The organism is Pseudomonas sp. 24 E 13, from assembly GCF_900004715.1.
Lineage (GTDB): Bacteria > Pseudomonadota > Gammaproteobacteria > Pseudomonadales > Pseudomonadaceae > Aquipseudomonas > Aquipseudomonas orientalis_A.
Genome location: NZ_CVTO01000106.1, coordinates 38,837 through 64,880 on the forward strand (window position 1 = coordinate 38,837; position 26,044 = coordinate 64,880).

At 62.6% G+C, this 26,044-nt stretch carries 20 protein-coding genes; 16 read left to right on the top strand and 4 right to left on the bottom strand.

The features are described 5' to 3' along the window. Positions 1-51 precede the first annotated feature (51 nt). Entirely contained in the window at positions 52-1,203 is a 1,152-nt protein-coding gene (locus tag BFP90_RS09995) for an MFS transporter (protein WP_065891810.1), read from the top strand. A gap of 56 nt (positions 1,204-1,259) precedes the next feature. On the opposite strand, the gene BFP90_RS10000 is transcribed toward BFP90_RS09995, so the two are convergent. The 3 genes from BFP90_RS10000 to bglX all read right to left on the bottom strand — a co-directional run bounded on the left by BFP90_RS10000 (position 1,260) and on the right by bglX (position 6,124). Then, positions 1,260-2,183: a hypothetical protein gene (locus BFP90_RS10000; RefSeq protein ID WP_240997043.1), complete on the bottom strand. Its 924-nt coding sequence runs from the start codon at positions 2,181-2,183 to the stop codon at positions 1,260-1,262. A 599-nt stretch (positions 2,184-2,782) separates the two neighbouring features. Beyond that, a complete protein-coding gene (locus tag BFP90_RS29125) occupies positions 2,783-3,580 on the bottom strand; it encodes a hypothetical protein (protein ID WP_242522259.1) in 798 nt (265 codons plus the stop codon). 279 nt (positions 3,581-3,859) lie between these two features. After that, a complete protein-coding gene (gene bglX, locus BFP90_RS10010; protein ID WP_065896563.1) occupies positions 3,860-6,124 on the bottom strand; it encodes a beta-glucosidase BglX in 2,265 nt (754 codons plus the stop codon). Positions 6,125-6,302: 178 nt separating this feature from the next. On the opposite strand from bglX, the gene BFP90_RS10015 reads away from it, so the two are divergent. The 3 genes from BFP90_RS10015 to BFP90_RS10025 are packed head-to-tail and all read left to right on the top strand — an operon-like array spanning position 6,303 to position 9,850. Continuing rightward, positions 6,303-7,103 carry a glucose 1-dehydrogenase gene (locus tag BFP90_RS10015; protein ID WP_065896564.1) on the top strand — a complete coding sequence of 267 codons (801 nt, stop codon included), beginning with the start codon at positions 6,303-6,305 and terminating at the stop codon, positions 7,101-7,103. Beyond that, complete coding sequence (locus BFP90_RS10020; protein WP_065891807.1) at positions 7,096-8,922, top strand: glycoside hydrolase family 15 protein; 1,827 nt, start codon at positions 7,096-7,098, stop codon at positions 8,920-8,922. The genes BFP90_RS10015 and BFP90_RS10020 overlap by 8 nt, the downstream gene beginning before the upstream one ends. Positions 8,923-8,947: 25 nt before the next feature. After that, complete coding sequence (locus BFP90_RS10025) at positions 8,948-9,850, top strand: alpha/beta fold hydrolase (RefSeq protein WP_065891806.1); 903 nt, start codon at positions 8,948-8,950, stop codon at positions 9,848-9,850. Here BFP90_RS10025 and BFP90_RS10030 read toward each other — a convergent pair. Continuing rightward, positions 9,839-10,804: a GlxA family transcriptional regulator gene (locus BFP90_RS10030; RefSeq protein ID WP_065891805.1), complete on the bottom strand. Its 966-nt coding sequence runs from the start codon at positions 10,802-10,804 to the stop codon at positions 9,839-9,841. The two genes, BFP90_RS10025 and BFP90_RS10030, sit on opposite strands and share 12 nt — an antisense overlap. A gap of 92 nt (positions 10,805-10,896) precedes the next feature. Between BFP90_RS10030 and BFP90_RS10035 the strand changes: the two genes are divergently transcribed. From BFP90_RS10035 to BFP90_RS10090, 12 genes are all read left to right on the top strand, one after another. Continuing rightward, a complete protein-coding gene (locus BFP90_RS10035) occupies positions 10,897-11,577 on the top strand; it encodes a DJ-1/PfpI family protein (RefSeq protein ID WP_065891804.1) in 681 nt (226 codons plus the stop codon). A gap of 1,126 nt (positions 11,578-12,703) precedes the next feature. After that, a complete protein-coding gene (locus tag BFP90_RS10040) occupies positions 12,704-14,143 on the top strand; it encodes an undecaprenyl-phosphate glucose phosphotransferase (protein WP_065891802.1) in 1,440 nt (479 codons plus the stop codon). Then, positions 14,143-15,603 carry a mannose-1-phosphate guanylyltransferase/mannose-6-phosphate isomerase gene (locus tag BFP90_RS10045; protein ID WP_065896565.1) on the top strand — a complete coding sequence of 487 codons (1,461 nt, stop codon included), beginning with the start codon at positions 14,143-14,145 and terminating at the stop codon, positions 15,601-15,603. Before BFP90_RS10040 ends, BFP90_RS10045 begins: the two co-directional genes overlap by 1 nt. Position 15,604: 1 nt before the next feature. Next, positions 15,605-16,516, top strand: coding sequence for a glycosyltransferase family 2 protein (locus BFP90_RS10050; protein WP_065891800.1), 912 nt, complete (start codon positions 15,605-15,607; stop codon positions 16,514-16,516). Positions 16,517-16,545: 29 nt separating this feature from the next. Then, positions 16,546-17,322: a polysaccharide biosynthesis/export family protein gene (locus BFP90_RS10055; RefSeq protein WP_065883162.1), complete on the top strand. Its 777-nt coding sequence runs from the start codon at positions 16,546-16,548 to the stop codon at positions 17,320-17,322. 14 nt (positions 17,323-17,336) lie between these two features. After that, entirely contained in the window at positions 17,337-19,328 is a 1,992-nt protein-coding gene (locus tag BFP90_RS10060; RefSeq protein ID WP_065891799.1) for a GumC family protein, read from the top strand. Beyond that, positions 19,328-20,518 (top strand): glycosyltransferase, encoded by a 1,191-nt coding sequence (locus BFP90_RS10065; RefSeq protein ID WP_065891798.1) that lies wholly within the window; start codon positions 19,328-19,330, stop codon positions 20,516-20,518. Before BFP90_RS10060 ends, BFP90_RS10065 begins: the two co-directional genes overlap by 1 nt. Next, the gene (locus BFP90_RS10070; protein ID WP_065896566.1) at positions 20,508-21,836 is read left to right on the top strand and encodes a cellulase family glycosylhydrolase; all 1,329 of its coding nucleotides are present in this window, start codon (positions 20,508-20,510) and stop codon (positions 21,834-21,836) included. The genes BFP90_RS10065 and BFP90_RS10070 overlap by 11 nt, the downstream gene beginning before the upstream one ends. Before the next feature lie 8 nt (positions 21,837-21,844). Beyond that, positions 21,845-23,062, top strand: coding sequence for a glycosyltransferase family 4 protein (locus BFP90_RS10075; RefSeq protein WP_065896567.1), 1,218 nt, complete (start codon positions 21,845-21,847; stop codon positions 23,060-23,062). Continuing rightward, a complete protein-coding gene (locus tag BFP90_RS10080) occupies positions 23,053-24,156 on the top strand; it encodes a glycosyltransferase family 4 protein (protein WP_065896568.1) in 1,104 nt (367 codons plus the stop codon). Before BFP90_RS10075 ends, BFP90_RS10080 begins: the two co-directional genes overlap by 10 nt. Next, entirely contained in the window at positions 24,153-25,586 is a 1,434-nt protein-coding gene (locus BFP90_RS10085) for an O-antigen ligase family protein (RefSeq protein ID WP_065896569.1), read from the top strand. The genes BFP90_RS10080 and BFP90_RS10085 overlap by 4 nt, the downstream gene beginning before the upstream one ends. After that, a partial coding sequence (locus BFP90_RS10090; protein ID WP_305118397.1) for a lipid II flippase MurJ occupies positions 25,586-26,044 on the top strand: 459 nt, incomplete at its 3' end. The genes BFP90_RS10085 and BFP90_RS10090, both read left to right, overlap by 1 nt.

The following is a 26,044-nucleotide window of genomic DNA, read 5'->3' on the forward strand; positions in this document are numbered from 1 at the left end:
AAGGATGTCGCGCCGGACATCGTTCGTTAAACGCAACACCAAGGATTATTCATGACTGCCATCCCCACTTCCGCCCCCGTGGTTCCCGGGCGGCTGGAGCAAATGTCCACCCGTATCGCTTTTTTCATCGCCGGCTTCGGCATCGCGGCCTGGGCGCCGCTGGTGCCGTACGCCAAGGCACGCGCGCAACTCAACGAGGGCACGCTTGGCCTGTTGTTGTTGTGCCTGGGGGTGGGGTCGATTCTCGCGATGCCCGTGGCAGGGGTGCTGGCGTCGCGCTTTGGCTGCCGGCGCGTGTTGACCGCCGGCACGATCATGATCTGCCTGGCGCTGCCGATGCTGGCCACCGTGAGTTCGATTCCGCTGTTGATGGCGGGGTTGTTCCTGTTTGGCGCAGGCCTGGGTACCGTGGATTCGACCGTCAATCTGCAAGCGGTGATTGTTGAACGCGCCAGCGGGAAAACCATGATGTCGGGCTTCCACGGCTTGTTCAGCCTGGGCGGCATCGTGGGCGCGGCGGGGGTCTCCGGCCTGCTGGGGCTGGGCTTGTCGCCGCTGCAGGCAACCCTGGTAGTGATCGTCATCATGGTAGTGGCGCTGCTCAAGGCTGCGCCGCATTTGCTGCCCTACGGCAGTGAAAGCTCTGGGCCGGCGTTTGCCATTCCCCATGGCGTGGTGCTGTTTATCGGCTGCTTGTGTTTCATCGTCTTCCTGGCCGAAGGCGCGGTACTGGACTGGAGCGCGGTGTTCCTGAGTGACGAGCGCGGGCTGGACCCAGCGTATGCCGGCCTGGGCTACGCGGCATTCGCCCTGACCATGACCGCCGGGCGCCTGACCGGTGACATTATTGTGCGGCGCCTGGGCGCTACCCGAGTGATCGTGGGCGGCGGCACGCTGGCAGCGGCGGGTGTGTTCCTGGCAACGCTCTCCCCTGCCTGGGAAATGGCGCTGCTCGGGTACGCGCTGGTGGGCGCCGGCTGCTCCAATATCGTCCCGGTGCTCTATACCGCTGTCGGCAAGCAGAGCGTGATGCCGGAACACATTGCCGTGCCCGCCATTACCACACTGGGGTACGCAGGCATTCTGGCGGGGCCGGCAGTGATCGGGTTCATTGCCCATGGCAGCAGCGTGGCAACCGCCTTCCTGCTGATCGGTGGGTTGCTGGTGGCGGTGGCAATCAGTGGGAGGATACTGCGGGTATAAACTCACAGGTATGAGCGGCTTGCTTCATGCAACCCGCTCATGCCTCTGCGGCGCCTTCAGTTGCCCTTTTCTTTCTTGTCGTTTTCCAACCATCGATCGATGCTGTAGTTCTTCAGCCAGCCATCATTGTTACGGCTTCCCGTGAGTTCGTAGCCATTGGCCTTATAGCTGTCCAGCGAGTCCAGCAAGCCGGGTCTTTCAACGATATTTTTGGCGAGATACACCAACTGTTCGCTGTATTTCTTCTTCGGGAAACCGTTGGCGGGGTCTCGCACAACATTACCTTTACTGTCCAGTTCGTCAGGGTCCTTGCTCATTTCAACAAGCGTGTCTGTTTTTACAAATCGGTGCTTATCGAAGGGCCAGACGAAATCTTCCGATTTATCCCGCAGCTGGTCGAACATCCCCCTGAATGCGGTAACGACCTGGGCATTGGACTTACTATGGAACGGGTCCGCACTTTGAGTATTGGGGCTGGTGTTACCGGTGAGCCGTTCGGAAGCGTTGGCCAAGCTTTCAGGCGTGATTTTACCGCCATCCACCAGAATCGCTTCGTTGAGCCTGGGGCGATTGAGTATCTCCCTGGCCAACATGATGGTGCGTTCGGAGACGCTGCTTTTGTGCACATCCTCACCGGCAATTTTTTGCAGCCCACTCTGGGTCAGATGGCCATCTGTCTTGAACTTATCAAGCATGGGAAAGTTACTATTGAGGTCTGTCGCCAGCAGGTGGTCATCCGAGCTGGTATAGGGGTTTCCCACATTCGACATACCGCCATACAAGCCTTGCCCGTCGAAATGCCGACTGGCGCCATTGACCATCAAGCTGTTCGAGAAAAAACCTGAGTCCGTTGCCAGCGGCTGCTGAGTACCGATCGCCTTGTCGACGACGCTGAGTCGCGTGTAACCACCGCTGGCCGACGCAGGCTCCTGATTCGGTATAAAAGGTATTCCAGAGCCTGGATTAATCCCGTTCGTCATGTTCATTCCCACCCTATTAGATTCCATCAACTGAACCTGGAGTGCTCAGCCTTCGAACGCGCGTCGACTGTCAGCACCAGACAAGCATCGGATGTGTGGCAACCTAAAAATAATGGTTCCTATCAGCCCAGGGCATGCGCCGGGTAAAACTTGAGCGTTTGTAACCGACCAGGCTGGCCCGTCACGGCCGACGTGAAAATTTGCTCCACAGCGTTTCAAGCAATGACCACGCGGACCGGGGCGCCGGCCCGTCCTCCGCGGCTCGCGAGCCCCTGTCGAAGTCTTCGGTCGTAGGCGCCTTGAAACTGAACTTCGGCGAAGACGTAAGGTTGAGCCCCTTTGCCTGAGATTTGCCTGGGCTTGGTGCCGAAGTTGCCGGAGCAGGCAGGCTTGAAACAGCGTACTGGGAGTGAGACTGGCGAGGTTCAAATGATGTCGAATTCATAGGCCATTACCTGTTCCAGTAGACGAAGGCATCCAAGGGCAGGACCCATGGATGCTCTGTTCGTGGTAAATCCTTGCAAATGGTTCCCGCATCGCCGACAGGCGATAGCGCGGCCGGGCATCCACCAGCCGATGCAATGCAGTGGGGCCAGGTCTCAGCGCAGCAGCCGATACAGATCGTCTCGGGTGATCTTGCCGTCGCGCAGGAACCCGAAAACGTTGTCCATCGAGCCCTTGAGTTCCGAACGATTCATGATTTCCCTCGACAGTTGGGTGATGCTGTCGGTTGGCCCATGACCATAAAGCGGGCGCGAGGCGTACTTTGCAAACGTATTGACATCGATGGCGTTTCTGTCGGCGCTCCACCACGGCCCTTTCAACGCGTTGAAGTTATTCAAGACATTCTGGGCAAGTTGCTTGTCGTCCTGAAGCTTCAGTGGATTGGACGAAAGAATGAATTTACTGATGTCGTCCTTGGAGAGGGACTGATCCAAAGCACCGGTTCCGCTATTTCGATCCAGGGCTTGCGTCAGGCCCGGGCGCTTGAGCACCTCCCTGGCCAGCCTGATATTCGAATCGCGCTCCGGGTTACCGGTCAGGGGCCGACCTGCCAGGTTATTGAGATGCTCAGGCGTAACGGTCGGTGCGTACCAGGGTTTGAAGGCGTTGTATTTATTCAACAGCCCCTGAGCCAGTACCTCGTTGCTCTGCTTGCCGTAGTAAGGGTCCGGCAGCGTAGGATTGGGCCGTGGAGGTGGGCCTGGATTGAAGGCGGATTTCGAAGACTGCGTTGCGCTATCGAAAACCGGGCCGGACTGACTCGCCGATGGCTCGAAACTCGGGCCGGCCGCGCCTGCTGCCTTGGCCGCCGGGCTGGCCTGCGCGCCTGCAGAGGGCTGCGCGAAGTTGTCCGTTGATGGGGTGTACGCTTGATTGGATGCGGATACCGACATGTGGTGCTCCAGTTCTGATTTAGGGCGGTGCCTTGCTGCTGCAGCCGTGCCAGCGATCAATAAACCGTGGCGCAGGTCTGCACCAGCAGGCATTTGCTGTGTGGCAAAGCCATGGCATTGGGTTCCTAGACGTGTTGAAAACTTCTGAATGCGGGTAGGAAGGAGGTCGTGACAGATGAAGAGCGAACCGCGAAATGTTCCCCATCTGAATGGGCGACGCATACGCGGCGCTGTGAGGGAATGCCTGGGAAATCAGGGGCGATTCAACGTTCGATCGCTTTACTCACCCAAGACAAAACGCTGTTCAATCACATTTCTGGAGTCCAGCCCTACCTGTACGATAAATTCACCAGACTCGGCAACGTGACGCAACTGAGCATCATAGAACTTCAACGCTTCTTCGTTCAGCCAAAAATCAACGACTTTTCGCTCACCCGCCTTGAGCATGACTTTTTCAAACCCCTTCAGCTCTTTGACCGGTCGACTGACCGAAGCCACCACATCGCGCACGTATAACTGCACCACCGTTTCACCCGATCGTGTACCGGTATTGGTCAGCGCAACGCTGACTTTCAGTGGCTGACCGCGCGGCAATACGGTGCGCGACACCTGCAGATTCGACAGGTTGAAATCGGTGTAGCTCAAACCGTAACCAAAGGGAAAGAGCGGCCCCGCCTCTTCGTCGATATATTGCGTGGTGTACTTGTAGGGCGCAGCAGGGTTGTAGGGCCGCCCGGTGCTCAAGTGGTTGTAATACACCGGGACCTGGCCGACGGAGCGAGGAAAGCTCATCGGCAGCTTGCCCGCAGGGTTGTAGTCACCGAATAACACATCAGCCACGGCATTGCCGCCCTCGGTGCCGCTGTACCAGGTTTCCAGCAGCGCATCGGCTTGCTGGTGTTCGGTTGTGAGGTCCAACGGGCGACCATTCACCAGGACAATCACCAGGGGCTTGCTCAAGGCTTTCAGCTCCAGGAGCAGTTGTTTCTGGCTGTCGGGCAAGTCGATTCGCGCGCGACTGCTTCCCTCGTCATTGAAGCTCCAGGGCTCGCCCACCACCGCCACCGTGACGTCAGCCCGACGGGCAATCGCCACGGCTTCCTCCAGCAGCGCATCCGGTGCCCGCGCATCCCTGTTCAACGGCGTATGGTAGCGCTGCATGCGGGCGATCAACCAGCTATCGTCGCTGACATTGGCGCCCCTGGCATAGAGCAGGGTTGCCTTGCCTGCCACGGCGCGGGCTATGCCGTCATGGATACTGACCACTCGTTGCGCGCCGCAATCACCGCAATAGCTGCCCAACAGGTCCCGCTGGCTTTTCGCCAGGGGCCCCACCACGGCGAGGGTGCCGTGCTTGCTCAGCGGCAGGGTGTGTCGAGCGTTTTTCAATAGCACGAAGGTTTTGCGCGCAATGTCGCGGGCGGCCTCACGTTGCAGTCGCGATTCGATCGGTGCCGGCGGCGCGCGCCGCAACTTGCGATACGGATCGTCGAATAAGCCCAGTGCATATTTCATCTCCAGGACTCGGCGTACCGAAGCGTCCAGGTCCTCCACCTTCACGGCACCCGACCTGACGGCTGCCGGCAGTTCGTCGACGTAGGTACTGTCGCATAACGCCATGTCAACACCGGAGCGCAAAGCCAGCCCTGCAGCCTCCGCCGGCCGGGCCGCCACTCCGTGGTCGACCAATTGGCCAATCGCGGCGCAGTCGCCCAGCGTCACGCCTTCAAACCCCCACTCTTGACGCAGTACCTGCTTGATCAGCCAGGGGTTGGCCATCGACGGGACGCCCCCTACGGCATTGAAAGCAATCATCACCCCGCCCGCGCCCGCTTCCACGGCGGCGCGATAGGGCGCGAAATAATACTGGTACATGCTGGCCGTGCTCATCTCGACACTGTTGTAATCCCGACCGCCCTCCACCGCGCCATAGAGGGCGAAATGCTTGACGACCGACATCACGCTGTCGGCGCCGCGAAGATCCGTGCCCTGATAGCTTTTCACCAGGGTTTCGGCGATGCGCGAGGCCAGGAAAGGGTCTTCGCCATAGCCCTCTGAAACCCTGCCCCACCGAGGGTCACGGGCGATGTCCACCGCAGGGCTGAACGTCAGATTGATGCCTGCTGCGCTGGCCTCCCGGGCACTGACTTTCCCCACGGTAGCGATCGCCGACATATCCCAACTCGCGGCAAGCGCCAGGCTTACCGGAAAGATCGTGTGCAGGCCATGCACGACGTCCTGCACGACGAACAACGGTATCTTCAGGCGGCTGCGCTCCACCGCCTGGCGCTGCAACGCCACGCCCACCTGCCAGGATGGCATGCCACCCAGCCCGCTGGCCGAGCCATTGGCGATCAGTTCAAGTGTCTCGGGCGCCGCTTTATCCGCATCGACACCGACGATATTCAGTTGGCCAGCTTTCTCTTCCAGCGTCATTTGCGCCAGCAGTTGATCGATGAAAACCTCTTTTCCAGCGCTGGCCTGCGCGGTCGCCAGCAGGCAACAAGAGCCTGCCAGCACCCCTACCCACCACCTTGTGTCCATGGTATCCGTCCCAGGGCAATCCAACACTCGTAGTGTTCAGCTGAGGATGGAGAGGCGTCTACTGTCAGAAATCACAGTTCCATTGGTTGTTCCCCGTCGTCCCGCGCAGTGGCATGCTGAACTTCCATTGCCCCGCATCAGTCAGCACAAAGGACTCTCATTAAACAGCGGGTGGGTGATGCAGATTTCCTTGCAGCAACAAGTGGCGCTGGTCACCGGCGCCAGTTCCGGTATCGGTGAAGGCGCCGCCAAGGCGCTGGCCGAAGCCGGAGCAGCCGTGGTGCTTAACTACAATTCCCAGGCGGCACCGGCCGAGGCGCTGGCGGCGCAGATCAATGCCAACGGCGGCCGAGCCATTGCTCTTGCTGGCGATGTGTCGAAAGAAGCCGACGTCGAACGCCTGTTCGCCCAGACCCTCGACGCCTTCGGCCATCTGGATATTCTCGTCGCCAACTCCGGCCTGCAAAAAGACGCCAACCTGGTCGACATGAGCCTTGAGGACTGGAACACCGTGATCGGCGTCAACCTCACCGGCCAATTTCTCTGCGCGCGCGCCGCCGTGCGGATTTTCAACCGCCAGGGCGTGCGTGAGGGCGTGTCCCGCGCCGCCGGCAAGATCATCCACATGAGCTCGGTGCACCAGGTGATTCCCTGGGCCGGGCACGTGAATTACGCAGCGTCCAAGGGCGGTGTGGAGATGCTGATGCGCACCCTCGCCCAGGAAGTCAGCGAGCAGCGCATTCGCATCAACGGGATTGCGCCGGGGGCGATTCGCACGGCGATCAACCGTGCAGCCACTGAAGGCGCCGCCGAACAGGAGCTGCTCAAGTTGATTCCCTATGGCCGCGTCGGCGATGTGCAAGATGTGGCGAATGCGGTGGTGTGGCTGGCCAGCGACGCGTCCGATTACGTGGTCGGCAGCACGCTGTTCATCGATGGCGGCATGAGCCTTTATCCGGAGTTTCGTGGCAATGGTTGATTTGAAGAACGAACCACAAAGTGCCATCGATGCCCACGGCATCATCGGCGACATGCGCAGCGCAGCCTTGGTGAATGACCGGGGCAGTATCGATTTTTTCTGCTGGCCGGAATTCGACAGCCCGTCGATCTTCTGCGCGTTGCTCGACAGCCCTGAAGCCGGCACCTTCCAGCTCACCCCTGACCTGCCCAATGCACGCCGCGAGCAGATCTACCTGCCCGACACCAATGTGCTGCAAACTCGTTGGCTGAGCGATGCGGCGGTGGTGGAAATCACCGATTTGCTGGCTGTCACCGAAGAGGTCGATGATCTCCCATTATTGATCCGCCGCGTGCGGGTGGTCAGCGGCACGGCGACCTTCCATCTGCGCTGCGCCGTGCGCCATGACTATGCCCGCGCCAAGACCCACGCCAAGGCGGTCGATCAAGGCGTGTTGTTCAACGCAGACGGTCAGCCCGGACTGCGGCTGGCGGGCAGTCACCCGTTGACCCTCGACGAACATGTGGCCACGGCCAGCTTCACCCTGGCCCAGGACGAGAGCGCTGAATTCGTCCTCGGCGGCCAGGACGATCCCCGCGTGACGAACGCCTGCACCGACCTCTACCTGGAACGCACTTTGAAGTTCTGGCGCAGTTGGATCAGTCAATCGAACTACCGCGGACGCTGGCGTGAAATGGTCAACCGCTCGGCCCTCGCGCTGAAGTTGCTGACCTCGCGCAAACACGGCGCAATCATCGCCGCCGCGACCTTCGGCCTGCCCGAGACGCCCGGCGGCGAGCGCAATTGGGACTACCGCTATACCTGGATCCGCGACGCTTCGTTTACCGTCTACGCGTTCATGCGCCTGGGTTTTGTCGAGGAAGCCAACGCCTACATGCGTTGGCTCAAGGGGCGGGTCAGCGACTGCTGCGGCCAGCCGACCAAGATCAACATCCTGTACGGCATCGATGGCCGCCAGGAGTTGCCGGAAACCACCCTGGATCACCTCAGCGGCCATGGTGGCGCGCAGCCGGTGCGCGTGGGCAATGAAGCGTTCGACCAGGTGCAACTGGATATCTACGGCGAACTGATGGACGCGGTGTACCTGGTCAATAAATACGGCGAGGCCATCTCCCACGAAGGCTGGAAGCACACCGTTGAAGTGGTCGATCAAGTCTGCGAAATCTGGAATCAGCAAGACGTCGGCATCTGGGAAATGCGTGGCGAGCAGCATCACTTCCTGCACTCGCGCCTGATGTGCTGGGTGGCCGTGGACCGCGCGATCCGCCTGGCCTCCAAGCGCTCGTTACCGGCACCCTTCGCGCGTTGGGACCAGACCCGCCAGGCGATCTATGCCGATATCTGGAGCAACTTCTGGAACGAAGAACGTGGGCATTTCGTGCAACACATCGGCAGTACCGCCCTCGACGGCTCGATGCTGTTGATGCCGCTAGTGCGCTTTGTTGCCGCCACCGATCCACGCTGGCTGTCGACCCTGGAGGCGATCCAGAAAAGCCTGGTGCGCGATGGCATGGTCTATCGTTACCGCAACGACGACAGCCAGATCGATGGGTTGCAAGGCACTGAAGGCGCGTTTGCCGCGTGTTCGTTCTGGTACGTCGAATGCCTGGCACGCGCCGGCCAGGTGGAAAAAGCCCACCTGGAGTTCGAGCAACTGCTGCGCTATGCCAACCCGCTCGGGCTTTACGCTGAAGAGTTCGACAGCCAGGCCCGGCACCTGGGGAACACGCCCCAGGCATTGAGCCATTTGGCGCTGATCAGTGCGGCGACGTTTCTGGACCGTAAACTCAGTGGTGCGAAAACGGTATGGCAACCCTGATTCTCCCCCTGCTTAGGAGCCGATCATGACCACCCTCGCCCCGTTGCTCTACGTGCGCACGTCCATGCTCGATGTTGCCTATGAAACCCACGGCCCGCTCGACGGTGAGCCGGTGATCCTGCTGCACGGTTTCCCCTACGACCCTCGCGGCTACGACGAGATCGCGCCGGGCCTGGCCGAACAGGGTTACCGCGTGTTGGTGCCCTACCTGCGCGGTTATGGCCCGACGCGGTTTATCAACGAACAGGTCATGCGTTCCGGTCAGCAGGCGGCGTTGGGCAAGGACTTGCTGGACTTCATGGATGCGCTGTCCATCCCCTGCGCCACCCTGGCCGGTTATGACTGGGGCGGGCGGGCCGCGTGTATCGTCGCGGCGCTGTGGCCGATTCGGGTTCGCGGGTTGGTGACCGGCGATGGCTACAACATCCAGGACATCGCCCAGTCACTCAAGCCGCGAGCACCAGAGACAGAACATCGCTTGTGGTACCAGTATTACTTTCACACCCAGCGCGGCGTGGATGGTCTGACCGCCAACCGGCGGGAACTGTGCGAGCTGTTGTGGTCGTTGTGGTCGCCGTCCTGGACGCGCGGGCCGAGCCTGTACGGGCAGACCGCGCCATCGTTCGACAACCCGGACTTTGTCGAGGTGGTGATCCATTCCTACCGCCATCGCTTCCAGTACGCGCCGGGCGACCCGGCGCTGGCGTTCATCGAGCAGGCACTGGCGCAACAACCGCCGATTTCGGTGCCGAGCATTTCCCTGTGCGGTGCCGATGACGGCGTGGGGCCGCCACCGGCAGAGGACGACGATATCGAGCATTTCAGCGGTTTTTATCGACGGCACGTGTTGCCCGGCGTGGGCCACAATATTCCCCAGGAAGCGCCACAGGCCACCCTGGCAGCGCTGCTGGAATTGCTACAGCGGTGAAAATCGCTCGCGGTAGGCCTGGGGCGTCACCGACAGGGCCCGCAGGAAACTGCGCCGCAGGGTCTCTTCACAGCCGAACCCGCACTGCACGGCGATGCGCTTGATCGAGGTGCTGCTGTCGGCCAATTGCCGGCGCGCACTTTCAACACGCAGCAGCTCCACCGCCCGCGCCGGGGTCTGGCCGGTTTCGGCGCGGTAGTGGCGCACAAAGCTGCGCTCGCTCATGCCGGCCTGGGCGGCCAGGGTGGAAATACTCAAATCCAGCGTGAGATTTTCGCCGATCCAGGCGTGCAACTCGGCAAAGCGGCTGTCGCGCTGTTGCAGGGATAACGTCACGCTGAATTGCGACTGCCCGCCGGGACGTTTGAGGAACACCACCAGGTGCCGCGCCACTTCCAGGGCGACCGCGCGCCCCAGGTCCTCCTCCACCAGGGCCAGGCACAGATCGATACCGGCGGTCACGCCGGCCGAGGTCCACAGCGCGCCTTGCCGGATAAAAATCGGATTGGACTCCACCGTCAGCGCGGGAAACTTGCGCGCCAGTTCTTCACAGCGCGTCCAGTGAGTGGCCACGCGGCAACCGTCGAGCAAGCCACTGGCGGCCAGCAGAAAAGCGCCGGTGCAGACCGAGGCCATGCGCCGGGTGTGCCGCGACTTTTCCCGCACCCAGTGCACCAGCGCCGGGTCTTCGGCGGCGCCGTACACGCCCCAGCCGCCGGCGATCACCAGCGTGTCGCACGCCTGATCGACGGCGGGCAGCGGATCGGCCAACAGCGCCAGGCCCGCAGACGTCACCACCGGTTTGGCCTGGTCAGCGATCACATTTACCGCATAGGGCAACGGCAGACCGCGCTGGCGGGCCAGGTCATTGGCCGACGCAAACACCTGCAAAGGCCCGGTGACGTCGAGTACCTGGGCATTATCGAAAGCGAGGACATGAATAACTCTGGGCATAGTTTGGCGAGATCTGTGGGCTTAATGGCGTGTGCGCCAAAGCCTAGGCCTCTACAGTGAAGTCGTCCACCCTCTTTATCGGAGCGTCATCCATGACCTTGCACATCGGCTTTCTGCTATTTCCCGGCATCCAGCAACTGGACCTGACCGGCCCCTACGACGTGCTCGGCTCACTGCCGGACGTGAAGCTGCATTTGGTGTGGCAGGACCTGGCACCGGTCACCTCCAGCACCGGCCTGGTGTTTACGCCGACCATGACCTACGCCGACTGCCCGAAACTCGACGTACTGTGCGTGCCCGGCGGCTCGGGTGTGGGCGCACTGATGGAAGACCCAGGCACCCTGGACTTCCTCAAGGCCCAGGCACAAACCGTGCGCTATATAACCTCGGTGTGCACCGGCTCGCTGGTACTGGGCGCGGCGGGTTTGCTGCGCGGCCGCAAGGCCACCACCCACTGGGCCTACCACGACCTGCTTGCGCCACTGGGCGCCATCCCCGTGCAAGCGCGCGTGGTGCGTGACGGCAACCTGTTTACCGGGGGCGGAATCACCGCCGGCATCGACTTTGCGCTGACCCTGGCGGCGGAGTTGTACAGCGAAGCGGCGGCGCAACTGGTGCAATTGCAAATCGAATACGCACCGGCCCCACCGTTCGACTCGGGCCGCCCGGATACAGCGCCCACGCACGTACTGGAAGAAGCCAACAAGCGCACGGCAGAATCGCGCAGAGTGCGTGCAGAGATTGTCGCGCGGGCGGCCGCGCGCCTGGGTTGAGCTGGCAGCTGAGTTCCCACTGGCCCATGAAGGACCCAATGTGAGAGAGGGCTTGCCCCCGGGCGGTGGGTCAGCTGAGACATCCGCTGCTGACACCCCGTCATCGGGGGCAAGCCCCCTCCCACAGTGTCCGCGTTTCAATGCCTGGATTCGGCGGCGGTGGTTGAGATGCATGGCTGACGGCGCTCAATGGTGGCGACGGCAGCGCCGTGAAATGTGGGAGGGGGCTTGCCCCCGATGGTGGTGGGTCAGTTGATACATCCACTGCTGACACTCAGTCATCGGGGGCAAGCCCCCTCCCACAGTGTCCGCATTCCAATGCCTGGATTCGGCGGCGGTGGTTGAGATGCATGGCTGACGGCGCTCAATGGTGGCGACGGCAGCGCCGTGAAATGTGGGAGGGGGCTTGCCCCCAATGGCGGTGGGTCAGCTGAGACATCCACTGCTGACACTCCGTCATCGGGGGCAAGCCCCCTCCCACAGTGTCCGCGTTTCAGTGCCTGGATTCGGCGGCGGTGGCTGAGATGCATGGCTGACGGCGTTCGATAGTGGGGCAGGCAACACCGTTAAATGTGGGAGGGGGCTTGCCCCCGATGGCGGTGGGTCAGTTGATACATCCACTGCTGACACTCCGTCATCGGGGGCAAGCCCCCTCCCACAGGGTCCGCATTCCAATGCCTGGATTCGGCGGTGGGTGAAATGCTCACTGCATTCAAGGCACCTTCTGACTCCTCCCTTTCTCCGAGGGTGACTGCCTGATGCAGCCGCCCCTCGGCGTCCCCATTTCCCCCTCCCGTCAAAAAAAAGCTTTCCTGACGGACAGGAAAATTCTGACATTTGTTCCTACACTCAAAATCACAGTGCTATCCCGAATACTAAGCACAAGGAACGTCAAAGTAATGTCATACAAAGGACCAATCAGGATGCATAAAATACCATCCTCGCCTTATGGTCAATTTATTGACTGCGCCAGAATAGAAACTCTTTCAGCCACTTCCTCCGCCAAATTACATTCATTTGGATGCCTCCACGTGAATGAACGGTTGTGTTTTAACCAGATGTAACTCGCGGGCGACTGGGTCCATCAGTCGCGCAAAGAACCTGGTATGCAATGAGGGATGTTGGTATGCGCGAGAAGTCATCTGTCGTCAGCTTGTTCCTGACCCGGGCCGGGTTCGTTGAGTTTTTTATTGTTTTTGTCAAGTTGGGCCACGGACTGAGCGCCATTTTTCCACCGTTGTTCCTGGCGTTTGTCCTCGACCCGATGGACCCCGAGATGCGCTCGCACTTCCTCGGGCTGTTGCTGTTTTTCGCGGTGTTGACGATCATTCTGTTCCAGGCCTTGGGGATCTATTCCGAAGAGCTGTTCAGCAACCGCTTGCGCCTGCGCGCGAAAATCGTGGCATGGTCGGCGGCGTTCTGCATCCTGCTGTTCATGTACCAGATCCTGCAATTCTTCCCACAGTTGACCCCACGCAACCTGGTGGCCTGGTATTTCGCCAGCCTCGCGCTGTTCTGCCTGGAGCGTCTGCTGATGCTGCGCCTGTACCGCAGCCTGATGCGCAAGGGCAAATTCCTGCAGCGCACGGTGATTCTGGGCTTCACCGATACCGCCATACATGTCGCCGACCACCTGCAACGCAATGGCGATATCCGCTCCGGCCTGATCGGCTTTATCGACGACCGCACCGAACGCATTCCCAAGGAACTCAGCAGTCTGCCTTTGCTGGGCAATACCCGCGACCTGGAAAAGCTGATCCGCGCCGAGCAAGTCAACCAAGTGATGATCTGCCTGCCGTGGGCCGCCGAGCAGCGTATTCACGGGTTGGTCAACCGCCTGCGACAGATGTCGGTGAACGTCATGCTGGTGCCGGACATGGCCGCCCTGCGCTACGGCCACAGCCGCATTACCGATGTGGGCGGCATCCTGATGTTCAATACTTCGCAGTTACCGCTGCGCGGCTGGTCGCCCGTTATCAAGCGCTGCGAAGACTTGCTGCTGGCCAGCGTCGCCCTGGTGGTGCTGTCGCCGGTGATGCTGCTGACGGCGATCGCCATCAAGCTCGATTCCAAGGGTCCGATTCTTTTTCGCCAGAACCGCTACGGCTACAACGATAATGAAATCCGTGTGTTCAAGTTCCGCTCGATGTTCACCGACCAAAGCGACTTTACCGCCGAGCGCCAGACCACCCGTCAGGACCCGCGCATCACCCGGGTCGGGCGCATCATCCGCAAAACCAGCATCGACGAGCTGCCGCAATTGTTCAACGTACTGCTGGGCAACATGTCCATGGTCGGCCCGCGCCCCCACGCCACCGCAACCAAGGCGGCAGGCGTTGCCTTTGAGGTGGCGGTCAGCGAATACAGCTCGCGGCACCGGGTCAAGCCGGGCATTACCGGCTGGGCGCAGATCAACGGCTACCGGGGCGAAACCGATACCCTGTTCAAAATCCAGAAACGCGTCGAGTACGACCTGGAGTACATCTCCAAATGGTCGGTGTGGTTTGACTTGTACATCGTTTTCATGACGGTCCCGGCCGTCCTTTCCACCAAGGAAGTCTATTGATGAATACACTCAACGGATTGATTCCCTGCATCATTTCCGGTGGTTCGGGCACCCGCTTGTGGCCGGTGTCCCGGCAGAACATGCCCAAGCCGTTCATGCGCATGCGCGACGGCCAGAGCCTGCTGCAGAAAACCTTCCAGCGCGCCGCCCGCCTGCCCGGTGTGGAAAGCGTGCTCACGGTGACCAACCGCGACCTGCTGTTTCGCACCCTGGACGACTACCGCAGCGTCAACAAGGCCCACCTGCCCCTGGACCTGCTGCTCGAACCGTTCGGGCGCAATACCGCTGCGGCCATCGCCGTGGCGGCGCTGCATGTGCAGGAACATTTCGGTGGCGAGGCGCAACTGCTGGTGATGCCCGCCGACCACCTGGTGCTCGATGAAAGCGCGTTCGCCGAGGCGGTGACCCAGGCCCGCGAACTGGCCGAAGCCGGCTATCTGGTGACCTTCGGCATCCAGCCCGACCACCCGGAAACCGGCTTCGGCTATATCGAACAAGGCGAAGCGCTGAGCCTGGGCAACCGGGTCAAGCGCTTTGTCGAAAAACCCGACCTGGCCACCGCCCAAGCCTACCTCGACGGCGGCAAGCACCTGTGGAATGCCGGCATGTTCTGCTTCAAGGCCAGCACCCTGGTGGATGAACTGAACACCCACGCGCCCGACGTGCTGAGCGCCGCACGTGCCGCCCTCGAGCACAGTCAGCACCTGCAGAACAAAACCTCGCGCCAGCGCGAACTGGACAGCGACGCCTTCGCCAGTGCACCGGACATCTCCATCGATGTGGCGCTGATGGAGAAGTCACAGCAAGTGGCCGTGGTGCCGTGCGACATCGGCTGGAGCGATATCGGTTCCTGGGAAGCCCTGCGCCAGCTCACCCCCAGCGATGCCCAGGGCAACCAGGTCAATGGCGAAGCGATCCTGCATGACGTGCACAACTGCTACATCGACTCGCCCAAGCGCGTACTCGGTGCGGTCGGCGTGCGTGACCTGATCATCGTCGACACCCCCGACGCCCTGCTGATCGCCGATGCCAACCGCAGCCAGGACGTGCGCTACATCGTGGCCGAGCTCAAGCGCCAGAACCATCCGGCCTTCAGCCTGCACCGCACCGTCACCCGGCCGTGGGGCACCTACACGGTGCTGGAGGAAAGCAGCCGCTTCAAGATCAAGCGCATCGTGGTCAAGCCCCAGGCGTCGTTGTCGCTGCAAATGCACCACCACCGCAGCGAGCACTGGGTGGTGGTCAGCGGCGCGGCGCAGATCACCAATGGCGAACGCGAATTCCTGATCAACGCCAACGAATCCACCTACATACCGGCCGGGCACAAACACCGCCTGACCAACCCCGGCATCATCGACCTGGTGATGATCGAGGTGCAGAGCGGCGAGTACCTGGGCGAAGACGACATCGTGCGGTTCGATGACATCTACGGGCGTGCGCCTGCCGACGTGAAGAAATGACATGCGCACTTCGTTGATCATCCCGACCCGTAACGCCTCCAGCCACCTGGCGCGGCTGCTGCCTGCACTGAAGATGCAAACCCTGCAGCCGGACGACATGCTGGTGGTCGACAGCGCCTCCAGCGATGACACCGTGGCGCGCTTTCGCGACTACGGTGCGCGGGTCGAGGTGATCGACGCGCGCACCTTCAATCATGGCGGCACACGGCGCTGGGCCAGCGAGCAAGTCAGCGGTGACGCCCTGATCGTGATGACCCAGGACGCCATCCCCGCCACCCCGGAAACCTTCGCCAACCTGCTCGCGGAATTGCAGCAGGACCCGCTCAACGGCGTGGCCTACGGGCGCCAGTTGCCGCATCCGGATGCCGGTGTGCTGGGCGCGCAGTCGCGTCACTTCAATTACCCGGCCCAAAGCCGCAGCAAGCGCCTGGCCGATGCGCCGGAACTGGGAATCAAGACCTGTTTCAGCTCCGATTCGTTTTCCGTCTACCGGCGCAGCGCCCTGCAGGCCGTGGGCGGCTTCCCCGCCGATGTGATCGGCAGCGAAGACGCCTACGTCGCGGCACGCCTGCTGATCGAAGGTTACACCGTGCGCTACGCGGCCTCCGCGCAGGTGTACCACTCCCACGATTACCGACTCATGGACGAGTTTCACCGCTACTTCGACATTGGCGTGTTCTACGGTCGCGAACCGTGGATACGCCAGGCCTTTGGCGATGCCGGCGGTGAAGGTAAACGCTATGTACTGGCTGAACTCGCGGCATTGCGCGCAGCCGGTGCCTGGCACCGCGTACCCGAAGTGCTGGTGCGCAGCGCGTTCAAATTGCTCGGCTATCGGCTGGGCCAGCAGGAGCGCCGGCTACCCCTCGCCCTCAAGCGGCGCATCAGCATGTTCCCCGGTTATTGGAGGTGAGCATCATGACCTACAGGAAGTCCTATTTGATGAAACGAACCCTGCTCGTCCTGGCCATGATGGCCCTGGCCGCCTGCAATACGCCCGCGCGCATCGTTGCGCCCGACGACAAGACGGTCGAGGACGGCAAGCGCGCGCTCGACCAGCTTGCCCAACTGCCGCCTGCGGTGGAACGCATCCGCATCGGCGATCAGTTGCGTATCGTGCGCGATGCCGGGGAAATGCCGACGCTGTCGGCGTTCAACGTCAGTACGATCTACGAGCTGACGCTGTACACGGTGCAAAGCGACGGCAAGATCAACTACCCGTTCCTGGGTCCGATCCAGGTGGCCCGGCGCACGCCGACGGAAGTGGCGAACGAGTTGACCAACAAGCTCACGCCGGTGTATCGCGAGCCGCGGGTGACGGTGAACATCAACCAGGCGCCGGCCAATTCGATCATTGTCGGCGGCGCGGTGAACAACCCGACCTCGGTGTCGATCGCAGTGGCCAACACCCTGGAGCAAGCCATTATCGGCGCGGGCGGGGTGAACCCGGCGGGCAATGCGAGCATGGTCGCGCTGCTGCGCGAAGATACCCAGGGCGTCTATCGCGCCTACTTCCTGGACTTCAGCCAATACCTCAAGACCGGCCCCAACGGGCGCAAACAAGTGCCCCTGCAACGCGGTGACGTGGTGTTCGTGCCCAAATCCAATGTGGGCGAGCGCATCCAGGGCGTGGATACCTACCTGAACCAACTGATCCCATTCACCAAGTCGATCGGGGTTGGCTACAACTACACCCGAACCAGCGGCGGCAGTAACTAAAGGAGCGACATCCCATGATCGAGATCCGTTCTTTTCGCGATCTTCTGCGCCTGTTCTTCATCTTCCGGCATGAGTTCAAGCTGGCGGCCATCGCGGCGCTGGTGATCATCCTGCTGGGGGCGTTCCTGCTGCCGGCCAAGTTCGAATCCACCGCGCGCCTGCTGGTCAAGCCGGGGCGTGATTCGACGCTGCCGATCGAGATCAGCAATCGCCAGGCGCTGGTGATGCCCAGCACCCAGCGCGACCCGATCGTCGATGAGGAACGCCTGCTCACCGGGCGCCCGATCGTACGGGCGGTGGCCGAGCATTACCTGGAAGTCATCGACAAAATGCCGCCGCCCGAAGGCGTCTGGCAACGCACCAAGTACTACGTCAAAAACGGCATCGGCGCAGTGTTCGATGGGGTGCGCGTGGTGTTGGAAACCGTGGGCGTGATTGAACGGACCACGCCGGTGGAGCGCCTCGCCGCAGGCCTGGAGAAGAACTTCGAAGTCAGCCACGCGGCCGGCTCCACGGTGATGGACATCAGCTTCAAGTGGAGCGACCCGCAAATCGCCCAGGCGGTGGTCAAGAGTTGGGTCGAGATCTACATCAACGAACGCACCCAGGCCCTGGGGCGCAAGAGCCTGTACGTCTTCTATGAAGGCCAGGTGTCCAACAGCGCCACCGAGATCAAGAGCTACAAGGAGCAGATCCTTGCCCAATTGAACCGCATCGGCGCGGCGAGCATCACCGATCGCCTGGAGGATTTGTCCGAGCGCATCAACGTGTTGCGCGGTGAAACCTTCAACACCACGCGCTTGATCGCTTCGTCCGACAGCGCCATTGCGAGCACGCGCACCCAGCTCAAGACCCAACCCAAGGAAGTGACCACGGTTCGCCAGATTGCGCTGAACCCGCAGCAGCAGGATTTGCGTCGTCTGCTCAACCAGAAGCTGCTGGAAAAAGCCGACATGATGCGCACCTACACCGATAACGCGCCGCCGGTCAAAGCCCTGGATGCGTCGATTCAGGCGATGCGGGTCCAGGTCGCGAGTGAAAGCAACACCGTGCAAAGTTCGGAAAACCGCGCACCGAACACCCTGGAAATCCACTTGCAGCGTGTGCTGCTCGACGAGTCCAGCAACAACCTGGCGCTGCGTACCCAGCTGGTGCAACAGCAGAAGCAACTGGTCAACCTCGAGGCGCAACGCAAGGAAGCGCTGGAGATTGAACCGGAACTGGCGCGCCTGTCCCGTGAGCTGGGCGCCACCGAGCGCAACTACGCGCTGTACGTGGACAACCTGGAGAAATCGCGCATCGACCGTGAGTTGGATAACAGCCAGATCAGCAACATCGCGGTGATCGAGGAAGCCACCCTGAACCCGGGCCGCATCTTCCCCAAAACCCTGCTGATGCTGTTGCTGGCGATCCCGTTCGCCATCGTCGTCGGCCTGCTGGTGGTCTACCTGTGCTACCTGCTCGACCAGCGCATTCACGATGGCGGCCTGGTGGAACGCAAGTTCGGCCTGCCGCTGTGGACCACGTTGCCGGAGCTGGACACCAGCACCGCGCAAGGCACCAATGCGTTCAATGCGAGCATTTACCGGTTGTACGGCCTGCTGCAGCTGGACCGCGTGGCCGAACGCGGCCTGACCCTTGGGCTGACCTCGGCGCGCCACGGTGAAGGGGTGACCTTCGTGGTGGAGCAACTGCGTCAACTGCTCCTGGAAAACGGCATCACCGTGCGCATCGGCGGCGCTGATCCTGCGGCGCCAGGCGAAGTGGTGCTGCTGGACGCCTCGGCGCTGCTGGACAACCGCGATGCCTTCGTCAACCTGCTGCGCGCCGACCTGATCGCGCTGGTGGTCGAAGCCCGCAAGAGCACGGTGCCGGTGGTGGAGCACGCGCTGTCGATCCTCAACACGGCGTTCGGCAAAGTCGATGGCATCATCATCAACCGCCGCAAGTTCGAAGTGCCAGCCAAGGTGCTGCGCACCATCGGCAAATACCGGGGGGCGTTCTGATGCGCATCGCCCTGCTTGCCCCCTTGCCGCCGGAAAAAAACGGGATCGCCGACTATGCGAACCATTTCAAGACGGCATTGGAGCAACTGGGCGTGACGGTGCTGACACCGTTGAGCGGCGTGGAAGGCTCGAGCGCGGCGATCAGGCAGGCGGTTGCCGCGTTCGACTGGCGCAGCGTGGACCTGGTCCACGCCGAGCTGGGCGGCGGGCGCCTGGGAGAGTTCCTGGCCTTGCGCGAGTTGCGCAAGGCCTACCCGGACCTGCCGCTGACGGCCACCGTGCATGACCCCGAGCGCATCGTGTGGCGGCGCGAGCACCTGCCCTTCCCGCTCAACCTGCTGGAGCGCCTGCCCAGCCCGTTGCCGCAGGCGGCAGTGGTGCTGGCAGACCCGCTGACCCTGCGTGAAGAACGCCAGGTCGCGCGGGGCCTGACGCGGCTGATCACCCTGACGCGCCTGGGCGCCGATTGCCTCAGCCAGCGCATGCAACTGCCAGCCGGTAAGGTGGCGGTTATCCATCACGCCAACCTGTTGATTCCAGCCGTGGCCCTGCCGCCGCTGGACACGCTGCACCTGCTGTATTTCGGCTTTATCTACCGTGGCAAAGGCATTGAAGACTTGTTGCAGGCCCTGGCCGCCGTCTTCAAGCAAGCCCCACAATTGCGTGACCGTGTGCGCCTGACCCTGGCCGGTGGCACTGCCGCCGAAATGGCGTTTGGCGCGGGCGGTAATTACCTGGAGCAGTTGAACCGCCAGATCGCCGACCTCGGCCTGGCAGGCGTCATCGATTGGCGGCTGAACCTGCCGGCTGACGACATTGCCCAGACGATCCAGGCCCACCATGTGATGGTGCTGCCGTATCGCGAATCGAAAAAACTCGGCCTGCTCGGCCGCCAGCGCGGCACCAGTGGCGCGCTGTCCTGGGCCGCCGCGTGTGGGCGTGGAGCGATTACCTCCGATGCGCGGGCGTTTGCCGAGGAAGTCGCCAGCGGTAACGGCGCGATCTATCCCGAAGGCGATGTGGCCGCGCTGGGCGAGCAGTTGTTGCGCCTGGCCCGTACACCGACCCTGGCCCGGGACTGGGCCGAACGCGCCGGGGCCATCGGCCGCGAACGCTTATGGCCGCTGACGGCGCAGCACTTCAAGCAGCTTTTCGAACAGGCAATTGCGGGAGCCCCGTATGGCGCGTAAACGGACGTATTTCGCCACCCTTGCGCTGGTCGTCGTCCTGGGTCTGACCGCCTTTATCTGGGGGCGCCCGGCCGATGCCGAGAACCACGTGCTCAAAGGCAACAAGGTGGTGGTGTGGAAGGACTTCCTCGGCGTGAACGCGCAGTTCCTGTGGTTCAGCCCCGAGCGCTACCAGTTGCAGATCGACCGCCTCAAGGACCTGGGCCTGGAATGGGTGCGCCTGGACCTGCATTGGGACCAGCTGGAACCCGTCGCCGACCAATACCAGGTGGCGACCCTGGACCAGTTGGTGACCAAGCTTAAAGACAACCAGCTCAAGTCGGTGTTTTACCTGGTCGGCTCGGCGCCGTTTATCACCTCCGCGCCGGCGGGTGCGCCGTATCAGGACCAGTACCCGCCGCGAGACCCGAATGTGTTTGCGCTGCGCATGGCGCTGTTGGCCCAGCGCTACCCCAGCGTCGACGCCTGGCAGGTGTGGAACGAGCCGAACCTGCTGGGCTTCTGGCGCCCGGCGGCGGACCCGGACGGTTATGCCCAGCTGCTGCGCACCACCGCCGCCGCACTGCGCGCCGTCGCCCCGAACAAACCGGTGGTGGCCGCCGGCATGGCGTTTTTCAGCGAAATGCCCAACGGCCAGACCATGCTCGACGCGCTCGATGCCCTCGGCGTGCCGAGCCTGAACACCGTCATGTCCTACCACCCGTACACGCAACTGCCCGAGGGCAACGACCCGGCCAACCTCGACTTCGTGGCCAAGACCACCGCGCTCAACCAGAAGCTGAGGAACAGCGGCGTGAAAACCCTGTGGAGCACCGAGTGGGGCTGGTCGAACTACCTCGGGCCCAAGGAAGCCCAGGACATCATCAGCCAACAGGGCCAGGCCGATTATGTGATACGCCGCCTGGCGCTGATGAGCGCGCTGGATTTCGACAAGATTTTCCTGTTTACCCTGAACGACCTGGATCAGCGCGCCAGCGTGCGCGACCGCGCCTACGGCTTGCTCGATATCGACGCCAAGCCCAAGCCGGTCTACACCGCGTTGAAAAATTTCCTCGACGTCAGTGGCCCGCAATTGACCCCCGGCGACCCGCCCACCGCCGACCAACTGCCCGACGGCCTGTTCAGCATCGGCTGGACCCGCGCCGATGGGCGCAAGTTGTGGTTTTTCTGGTCGGCCGGTGGCGGCAACGCGCACTTGCCGAACCTCGCCAGCGCCACGCTGTATGACCCGTTGCGCGGCACCCAGACACCGGTGAGCGGCACCGACGGGTTGACTGTCCCGGTCAAGTCGAACCTGCAAATTCTGTTATGGGATTGAAGCCCGCCATGCGCATTTTATGGATCCTGCCCTACTCGCCCTGGCCCGCCACCAGCGGCGGCAAGACGCGCCAGTTCCACTTGCTGCGCAGCCTGGCCGCACGTGGGCACCGAATCACCTTGCTGCTGCACGACAAGCAGCCGGTGTCGCTGGCCGATCGCCAGGTGCTGGAGGCGTTTCTCGAGCAATTGATCATCCTGCCGCGCCGCCCGCTGCGCAGCGTGAAAACCCTGGCGGCCGGGCTGTTTGCGCCTTACCCGTTGCTGGCCAGCGTCAACGGCCTGTCGGGAGCGTTGCAGGACCGGTTCAACCAACTGCTCAACGAACATTGGGACGTGGTGCAGGTCGAGCACAGCTACACCTTCCAGCCTTACGAAAATGCGCTGGTGCGTAAATCCCAACCCTTCGTGCTGACCGAACACAACGTCGAGTCGGCCCTTGGCGCGGCCACCTACGACCGCCTGCCACGTTGGGCGCTGCCATTTATTCGCTATGACCAATGGCGCTACACGCGCTGGGAGCGTCGCGTGATGCGCCAGGCCACCCAGGTAGTGGCGGTCACCGACAGCGATGCGCAGGTGCTGGAAAAAATCGCCGGCAAACCGGTGCCGGTGGTGGTCAATGGCGTGGACTGCGATCACTTCGCCGCTGCCCGCCCTGACCCGTCGACCCGCCGCGTGCTGTTCCTGGGCAACTATGAGTACGCGCCCAATGTGGATGCCATCGAATGGGCTCTGGATGAAATCCTGCCCAAAGTCTGGGAACACTGCCCCGACGCGCGCATGAGTGTGTGCGGCTTCGGCATGCCCGCCAGTTGGCGCGAACGCTGGCAGGACCCGCGCATCGAATGGCAAGGCTTTGTGCCAAACCTGTTGAGCCTGCAATCGACCTGTTCGGTGTTTCTCGCGCCGTTGCGCCATGGCGGTGGTTCCAAGCTCAAGGTGCTCGAAGCGCTGGCAGCCGGCCTGCCCCTGGCCAGCACCGAACAGGGGGTGTCGGGCCTGGACCTGGTGGACGGCCTGGATTACCTCGGCGGGCAAACCGCCGCCGGCCTGGCGGACGCCGTGGTGCGCCTATTGCAGTCGCCCGAAACCGCCGCGCCCATGGGTGAAGCCGGCCGCGCCTATGTGCGACGGGCCCACGACTGGAGCGTTGCCGCCAGCCAACTGGAGCAGGTGTACGCCACCCTGTCGCCGCTCAATCAAAAGGAGCCCGCATGCGTGTAGGCCTGGATTACCGCACCGTCGGCACCTCCCCGCAATCGGGCATCAGCCGCCAGGTGTATGCGCTGGAAAGCGCCCTGCGCAGCGTGCCGGACCTGGAACTGGAGCGCTTTACCGTGGCGCCCCTGGGCGATGAAACGCGGTTGCAGGCGCACTGCCCGGCCTGGGGCTGCGCGAAAACGGCGATGCACCAGCCGCACAATCGCCTGCGCTTCGAAGCCGGTTTTTTACCCCGCGCCCTGCGCGAACAGCACATCGACCTGTACATCAGCACCTTCAATATGGGCCTGCCGTTGCCGCCCAGGCCCAAGGGATTGCGAACCGTGGTGCTGCTGCACGACCTGTTCCAGATCACCCTGGACAACTACCACGCCAATCGCCTGAAGGCATTGGTGTACAAGACCACCGATCGCCTGTCGATTGCCTATGCCGTGCGTAGCGCCGACCGGGTGTGGACACCCTCCCAGTACAGCGCCGACGAAACTGCGCGGTTGTTTCCCCAGGCGGCGGGCAAGATTCGCGTGCTGCCCAATCAGGTGAACGGTTTCAACGAACCGGCGGCGGACCTGTCGGCGCGCCCATTGCCCAAGGGCTTCTGGCTGCTGGTGGGCACCCGTGAATTGCGCAAGAACGTGCCGTTCCTGGTGGACGCCTGGCAACAGGCGCGGCGCCTGTCCGTCAACGTGCCGGAACTGGTGCTGGTGGGCAGCCTGGAGCATTTGCCCGAAGCCCAACGCACGCTGGCGGGCATTCATGCGCTGAGTGGCGTCTCTGATGCCGAGCTGCACGGGCTGTACCGCCAGGCGTCACGTGTGTGGCAACCGTCCTACGCCGAGGGTTTCGGTTTACCGGTGATTGAAGCGCTGAGCGTCGGCACCCCCGTGGCCGTGGCCAGCGGCACCTCGCTCGACGAAATCACCCCGCCGGCGGCACCGCGCTTTTCGCCCACCGACGGCCCTGCCCTGGTGCAACTGATGCTGAGCCTGGGTGAGCGCGGTGATGAAGGCACACCCGAAGACCATCGCCAATGGGCCGCACGTTTCAATCAACACGCCTATCGTCAGCGCCTGGCCGAACTGATCGAGGAACTGAAATGAGACTCTCCCTGGCAAGCCTCGTCGCCATCCTCCTCGGCGTGCTGTTTGGCGTAATCGCCCTGGAGCTGTCACCGGCCAAGGCGTTTCTCGCCGTGATTGGCCTGGCGGCGGCCGTGACCATCCTGCGCTTTCCCTTCTGGGGCTTGTTGCTGTTCGCCCTGGTGGCGACCTTCATGCCCTACTCCACGCTTAACCTGGGCATCCGCAGTACGGTGTGCGAAGCGATTCTTGCGCTGACCTGGGGCGCGGTGCTGTGGCACAGTTTTCTGTCACGCCTGCCGGATGCGCCGCGCCTGGCCCGCCGCCCCACCGACCAGGCGCTGTTGTGGCTGATGCTGTTCAGCGTGTTCCCGTTCATTGTCGGCCAGGTCAGCATCCATGCCGAAAGCAGCGGCGTGGCCAACTGGCTGCGCTGGTTGCTGAATCTGTCGGGGGTGTTTCTCACGGCCAAGTTGCTGGTGGACTACAAGCGCCGCGAAAGCCTGGTGATCGCCCTGCTGCTGGGCACCCTGGCGATGCTGGTGATGTCGATCGCGGTGTTCGTGCGCACGCGCTCCGGGGCGGGGATTGCGCCGATCCTGGCGCTGCTCAATTACGGCAACTTCGACATGTTGAAATTCGGCCTGGAAGCCATGTCGTCGCGCATGGGCTCGCCGTGGATGCACCCGAATGCCATCGGCGGGATCATGGCGCTGCTGCTGCCCCTGGCCTTCTGCTTCGGCATGACCGAACAGGGTTGGAAACGCGCGCTGGGCCTGGCCGTGGCGTGCCTGGGGGCGGCGGCGCTGCTGCTGGCCAGCAGCCGGGGGGCGATGGTCAGCCTGGCGCTGGTGCTGATATGGCTGGCCGGCCGGCGCGTGCCCTACACCGGACGCTTGCTGATGATCGGCGCGGCACTGACCGTGGCGCTGGTCATGGCGTATCCGCCGTTGCAGGAGCGCCTGGCGACGATTTTCTCGTCGAGCAACGCCAGTACCGAAGTGCGCTTCGACGAGTACCGCATGTTCCCGCAGGCCGTGGCGGCGTACCCGTTCGGCATCGGTTTCAAAGTCGACCCGCCGGTACCGGACACGCACTTGCTGGGCATCTCCAACCTGTGGCTGAACTTCATCTACAAGACCGGCGTGGTCGGCATGCTGTTGTTTATCGCGGTCACCGTGCGCTGGTGGCGTGAGGCCCGGCCGGAAAAAGGCCCGATCCGCCTGACCAAGGACAATGCGCTGTGGCTGGGCAGCACGGCCGGGATTCTGTCGGCGCTGGTCAGCGGTTTGTTTGACCACTACTTCAGCTTTGCCGTGGTGATGGTGGCGCTGTTCTGGCTGATGGTGGGGATTAACGTGCTGGAGGCGCGCCGCTTGTTCCCGGCGCGCCTGCCCCAGGTCAAGGCGGTGCTGTATCAAAAGCCGATGCTTGATGGCGCGCGGCCCTGATGCTCGGCTCCGCCGTATGGCTGACCGTGGCGACCCTGTTGGGTCTGTGCCTGGGGTTTGCGCGCGAGTGGTTGCTGGTGGCTGCCTGGGGCGCGGGCGAGCGCAGTGATGCGTTCCTGATCGCCTTGTTCCTGCCCGAGGCGCTGCGCATGTCGCTGGCCGGTGGCGTATTGAGTGCCGCCGCGTTGCCGCTGTATCTGCAACGCCGGGACAGCGAACGCCTGGACTGGCTGGCGGTGCTGTTCCCGGCATTGATGCTGATCGCCCTGCTCACCAGCCTGTTGCTGATGTTGTTGGCGCCCTGGCTGGTGCAGGTGCTCGGCCCTGGGCTGGCCGCCGGCGCCACGAACCTGGCCGCCAGCAACCTGCAGATCGTGGCGTGGTGTGTACCGGGCCTGATGCTGCATGCGCTGTTCAGCGTGCCGTTGCAGGCCAGCGAGCGGTTTGTGCTGGCGGGG

Bases quoted from the DNA above. Each gene is read 5' to 3' on its own strand.
- BFP90_RS10040 (WP_065891802.1), top strand. From the start codon at position 12,704: ATGCGCGAGAAGTCATCTGTCGTCAGCTTGTTCCTGACCCGGGCCGGG.
- BFP90_RS10025 (WP_065891806.1), top strand. From the start codon at position 8,948: ATGACCACCCTCGCCCCGTTGCTCTACGTGCGCACGTCCATGCTCGAT.
- BFP90_RS10080 (WP_065896568.1), top strand. From the start codon at position 23,053: ATGCGTGTAGGCCTGGATTACCGCACCGTCGGCACCTCCCCGCAATCG.
- BFP90_RS10035 (WP_065891804.1), top strand. From the start codon at position 10,897: ATGACCTTGCACATCGGCTTTCTGCTATTTCCCGGCATCCAGCAACTG.
- BFP90_RS10020 (WP_065891807.1), top strand. From the start codon at position 7,096: ATGGTTGATTTGAAGAACGAACCACAAAGTGCCATCGATGCCCACGGC.
- BFP90_RS10085 (WP_065896569.1), top strand. From the start codon at position 24,153: ATGAGACTCTCCCTGGCAAGCCTCGTCGCCATCCTCCTCGGCGTGCTG.
- BFP90_RS10065 (WP_065891798.1), top strand. From the start codon at position 19,328: ATGCGCATCGCCCTGCTTGCCCCCTTGCCGCCGGAAAAAAACGGGATC.
- BFP90_RS10000 (WP_240997043.1), bottom strand. From the start codon at position 2,183: ATGACGAACGGGATTAATCCAGGCTCTGGAATACCTTTTATACCGAAT.
- bglX (WP_065896563.1), bottom strand. From the start codon at position 6,124: ATGGACACAAGGTGGTGGGTAGGGGTGCTGGCAGGCTCTTGTTGCCTG.
- BFP90_RS10055 (WP_065883162.1), top strand. From the start codon at position 16,546: ATGAAACGAACCCTGCTCGTCCTGGCCATGATGGCCCTGGCCGCCTGC.
- BFP90_RS10045 (WP_065896565.1), top strand. From the start codon at position 14,143: ATGAATACACTCAACGGATTGATTCCCTGCATCATTTCCGGTGGTTCG.
- BFP90_RS10060 (WP_065891799.1), top strand. From the start codon at position 17,337: ATGATCGAGATCCGTTCTTTTCGCGATCTTCTGCGCCTGTTCTTCATC.
- BFP90_RS09995 (WP_065891810.1), top strand. From the start codon at position 52: ATGACTGCCATCCCCACTTCCGCCCCCGTGGTTCCCGGGCGGCTGGAG.
- BFP90_RS10015 (WP_065896564.1), top strand. From the start codon at position 6,303: ATGCAGATTTCCTTGCAGCAACAAGTGGCGCTGGTCACCGGCGCCAGT.
- BFP90_RS10075 (WP_065896567.1), top strand. From the start codon at position 21,845: ATGCGCATTTTATGGATCCTGCCCTACTCGCCCTGGCCCGCCACCAGC.
- BFP90_RS10050 (WP_065891800.1), top strand. From the start codon at position 15,605: ATGCGCACTTCGTTGATCATCCCGACCCGTAACGCCTCCAGCCACCTG.
- BFP90_RS10030 (WP_065891805.1), bottom strand. From the start codon at position 10,804: ATGCCCAGAGTTATTCATGTCCTCGCTTTCGATAATGCCCAGGTACTC.
- BFP90_RS10070 (WP_065896566.1), top strand. From the start codon at position 20,508: ATGGCGCGTAAACGGACGTATTTCGCCACCCTTGCGCTGGTCGTCGTC.
- BFP90_RS29125 (WP_242522259.1), bottom strand. From the start codon at position 3,580: ATGTCGGTATCCGCATCCAATCAAGCGTACACCCCATCAACGGACAAC.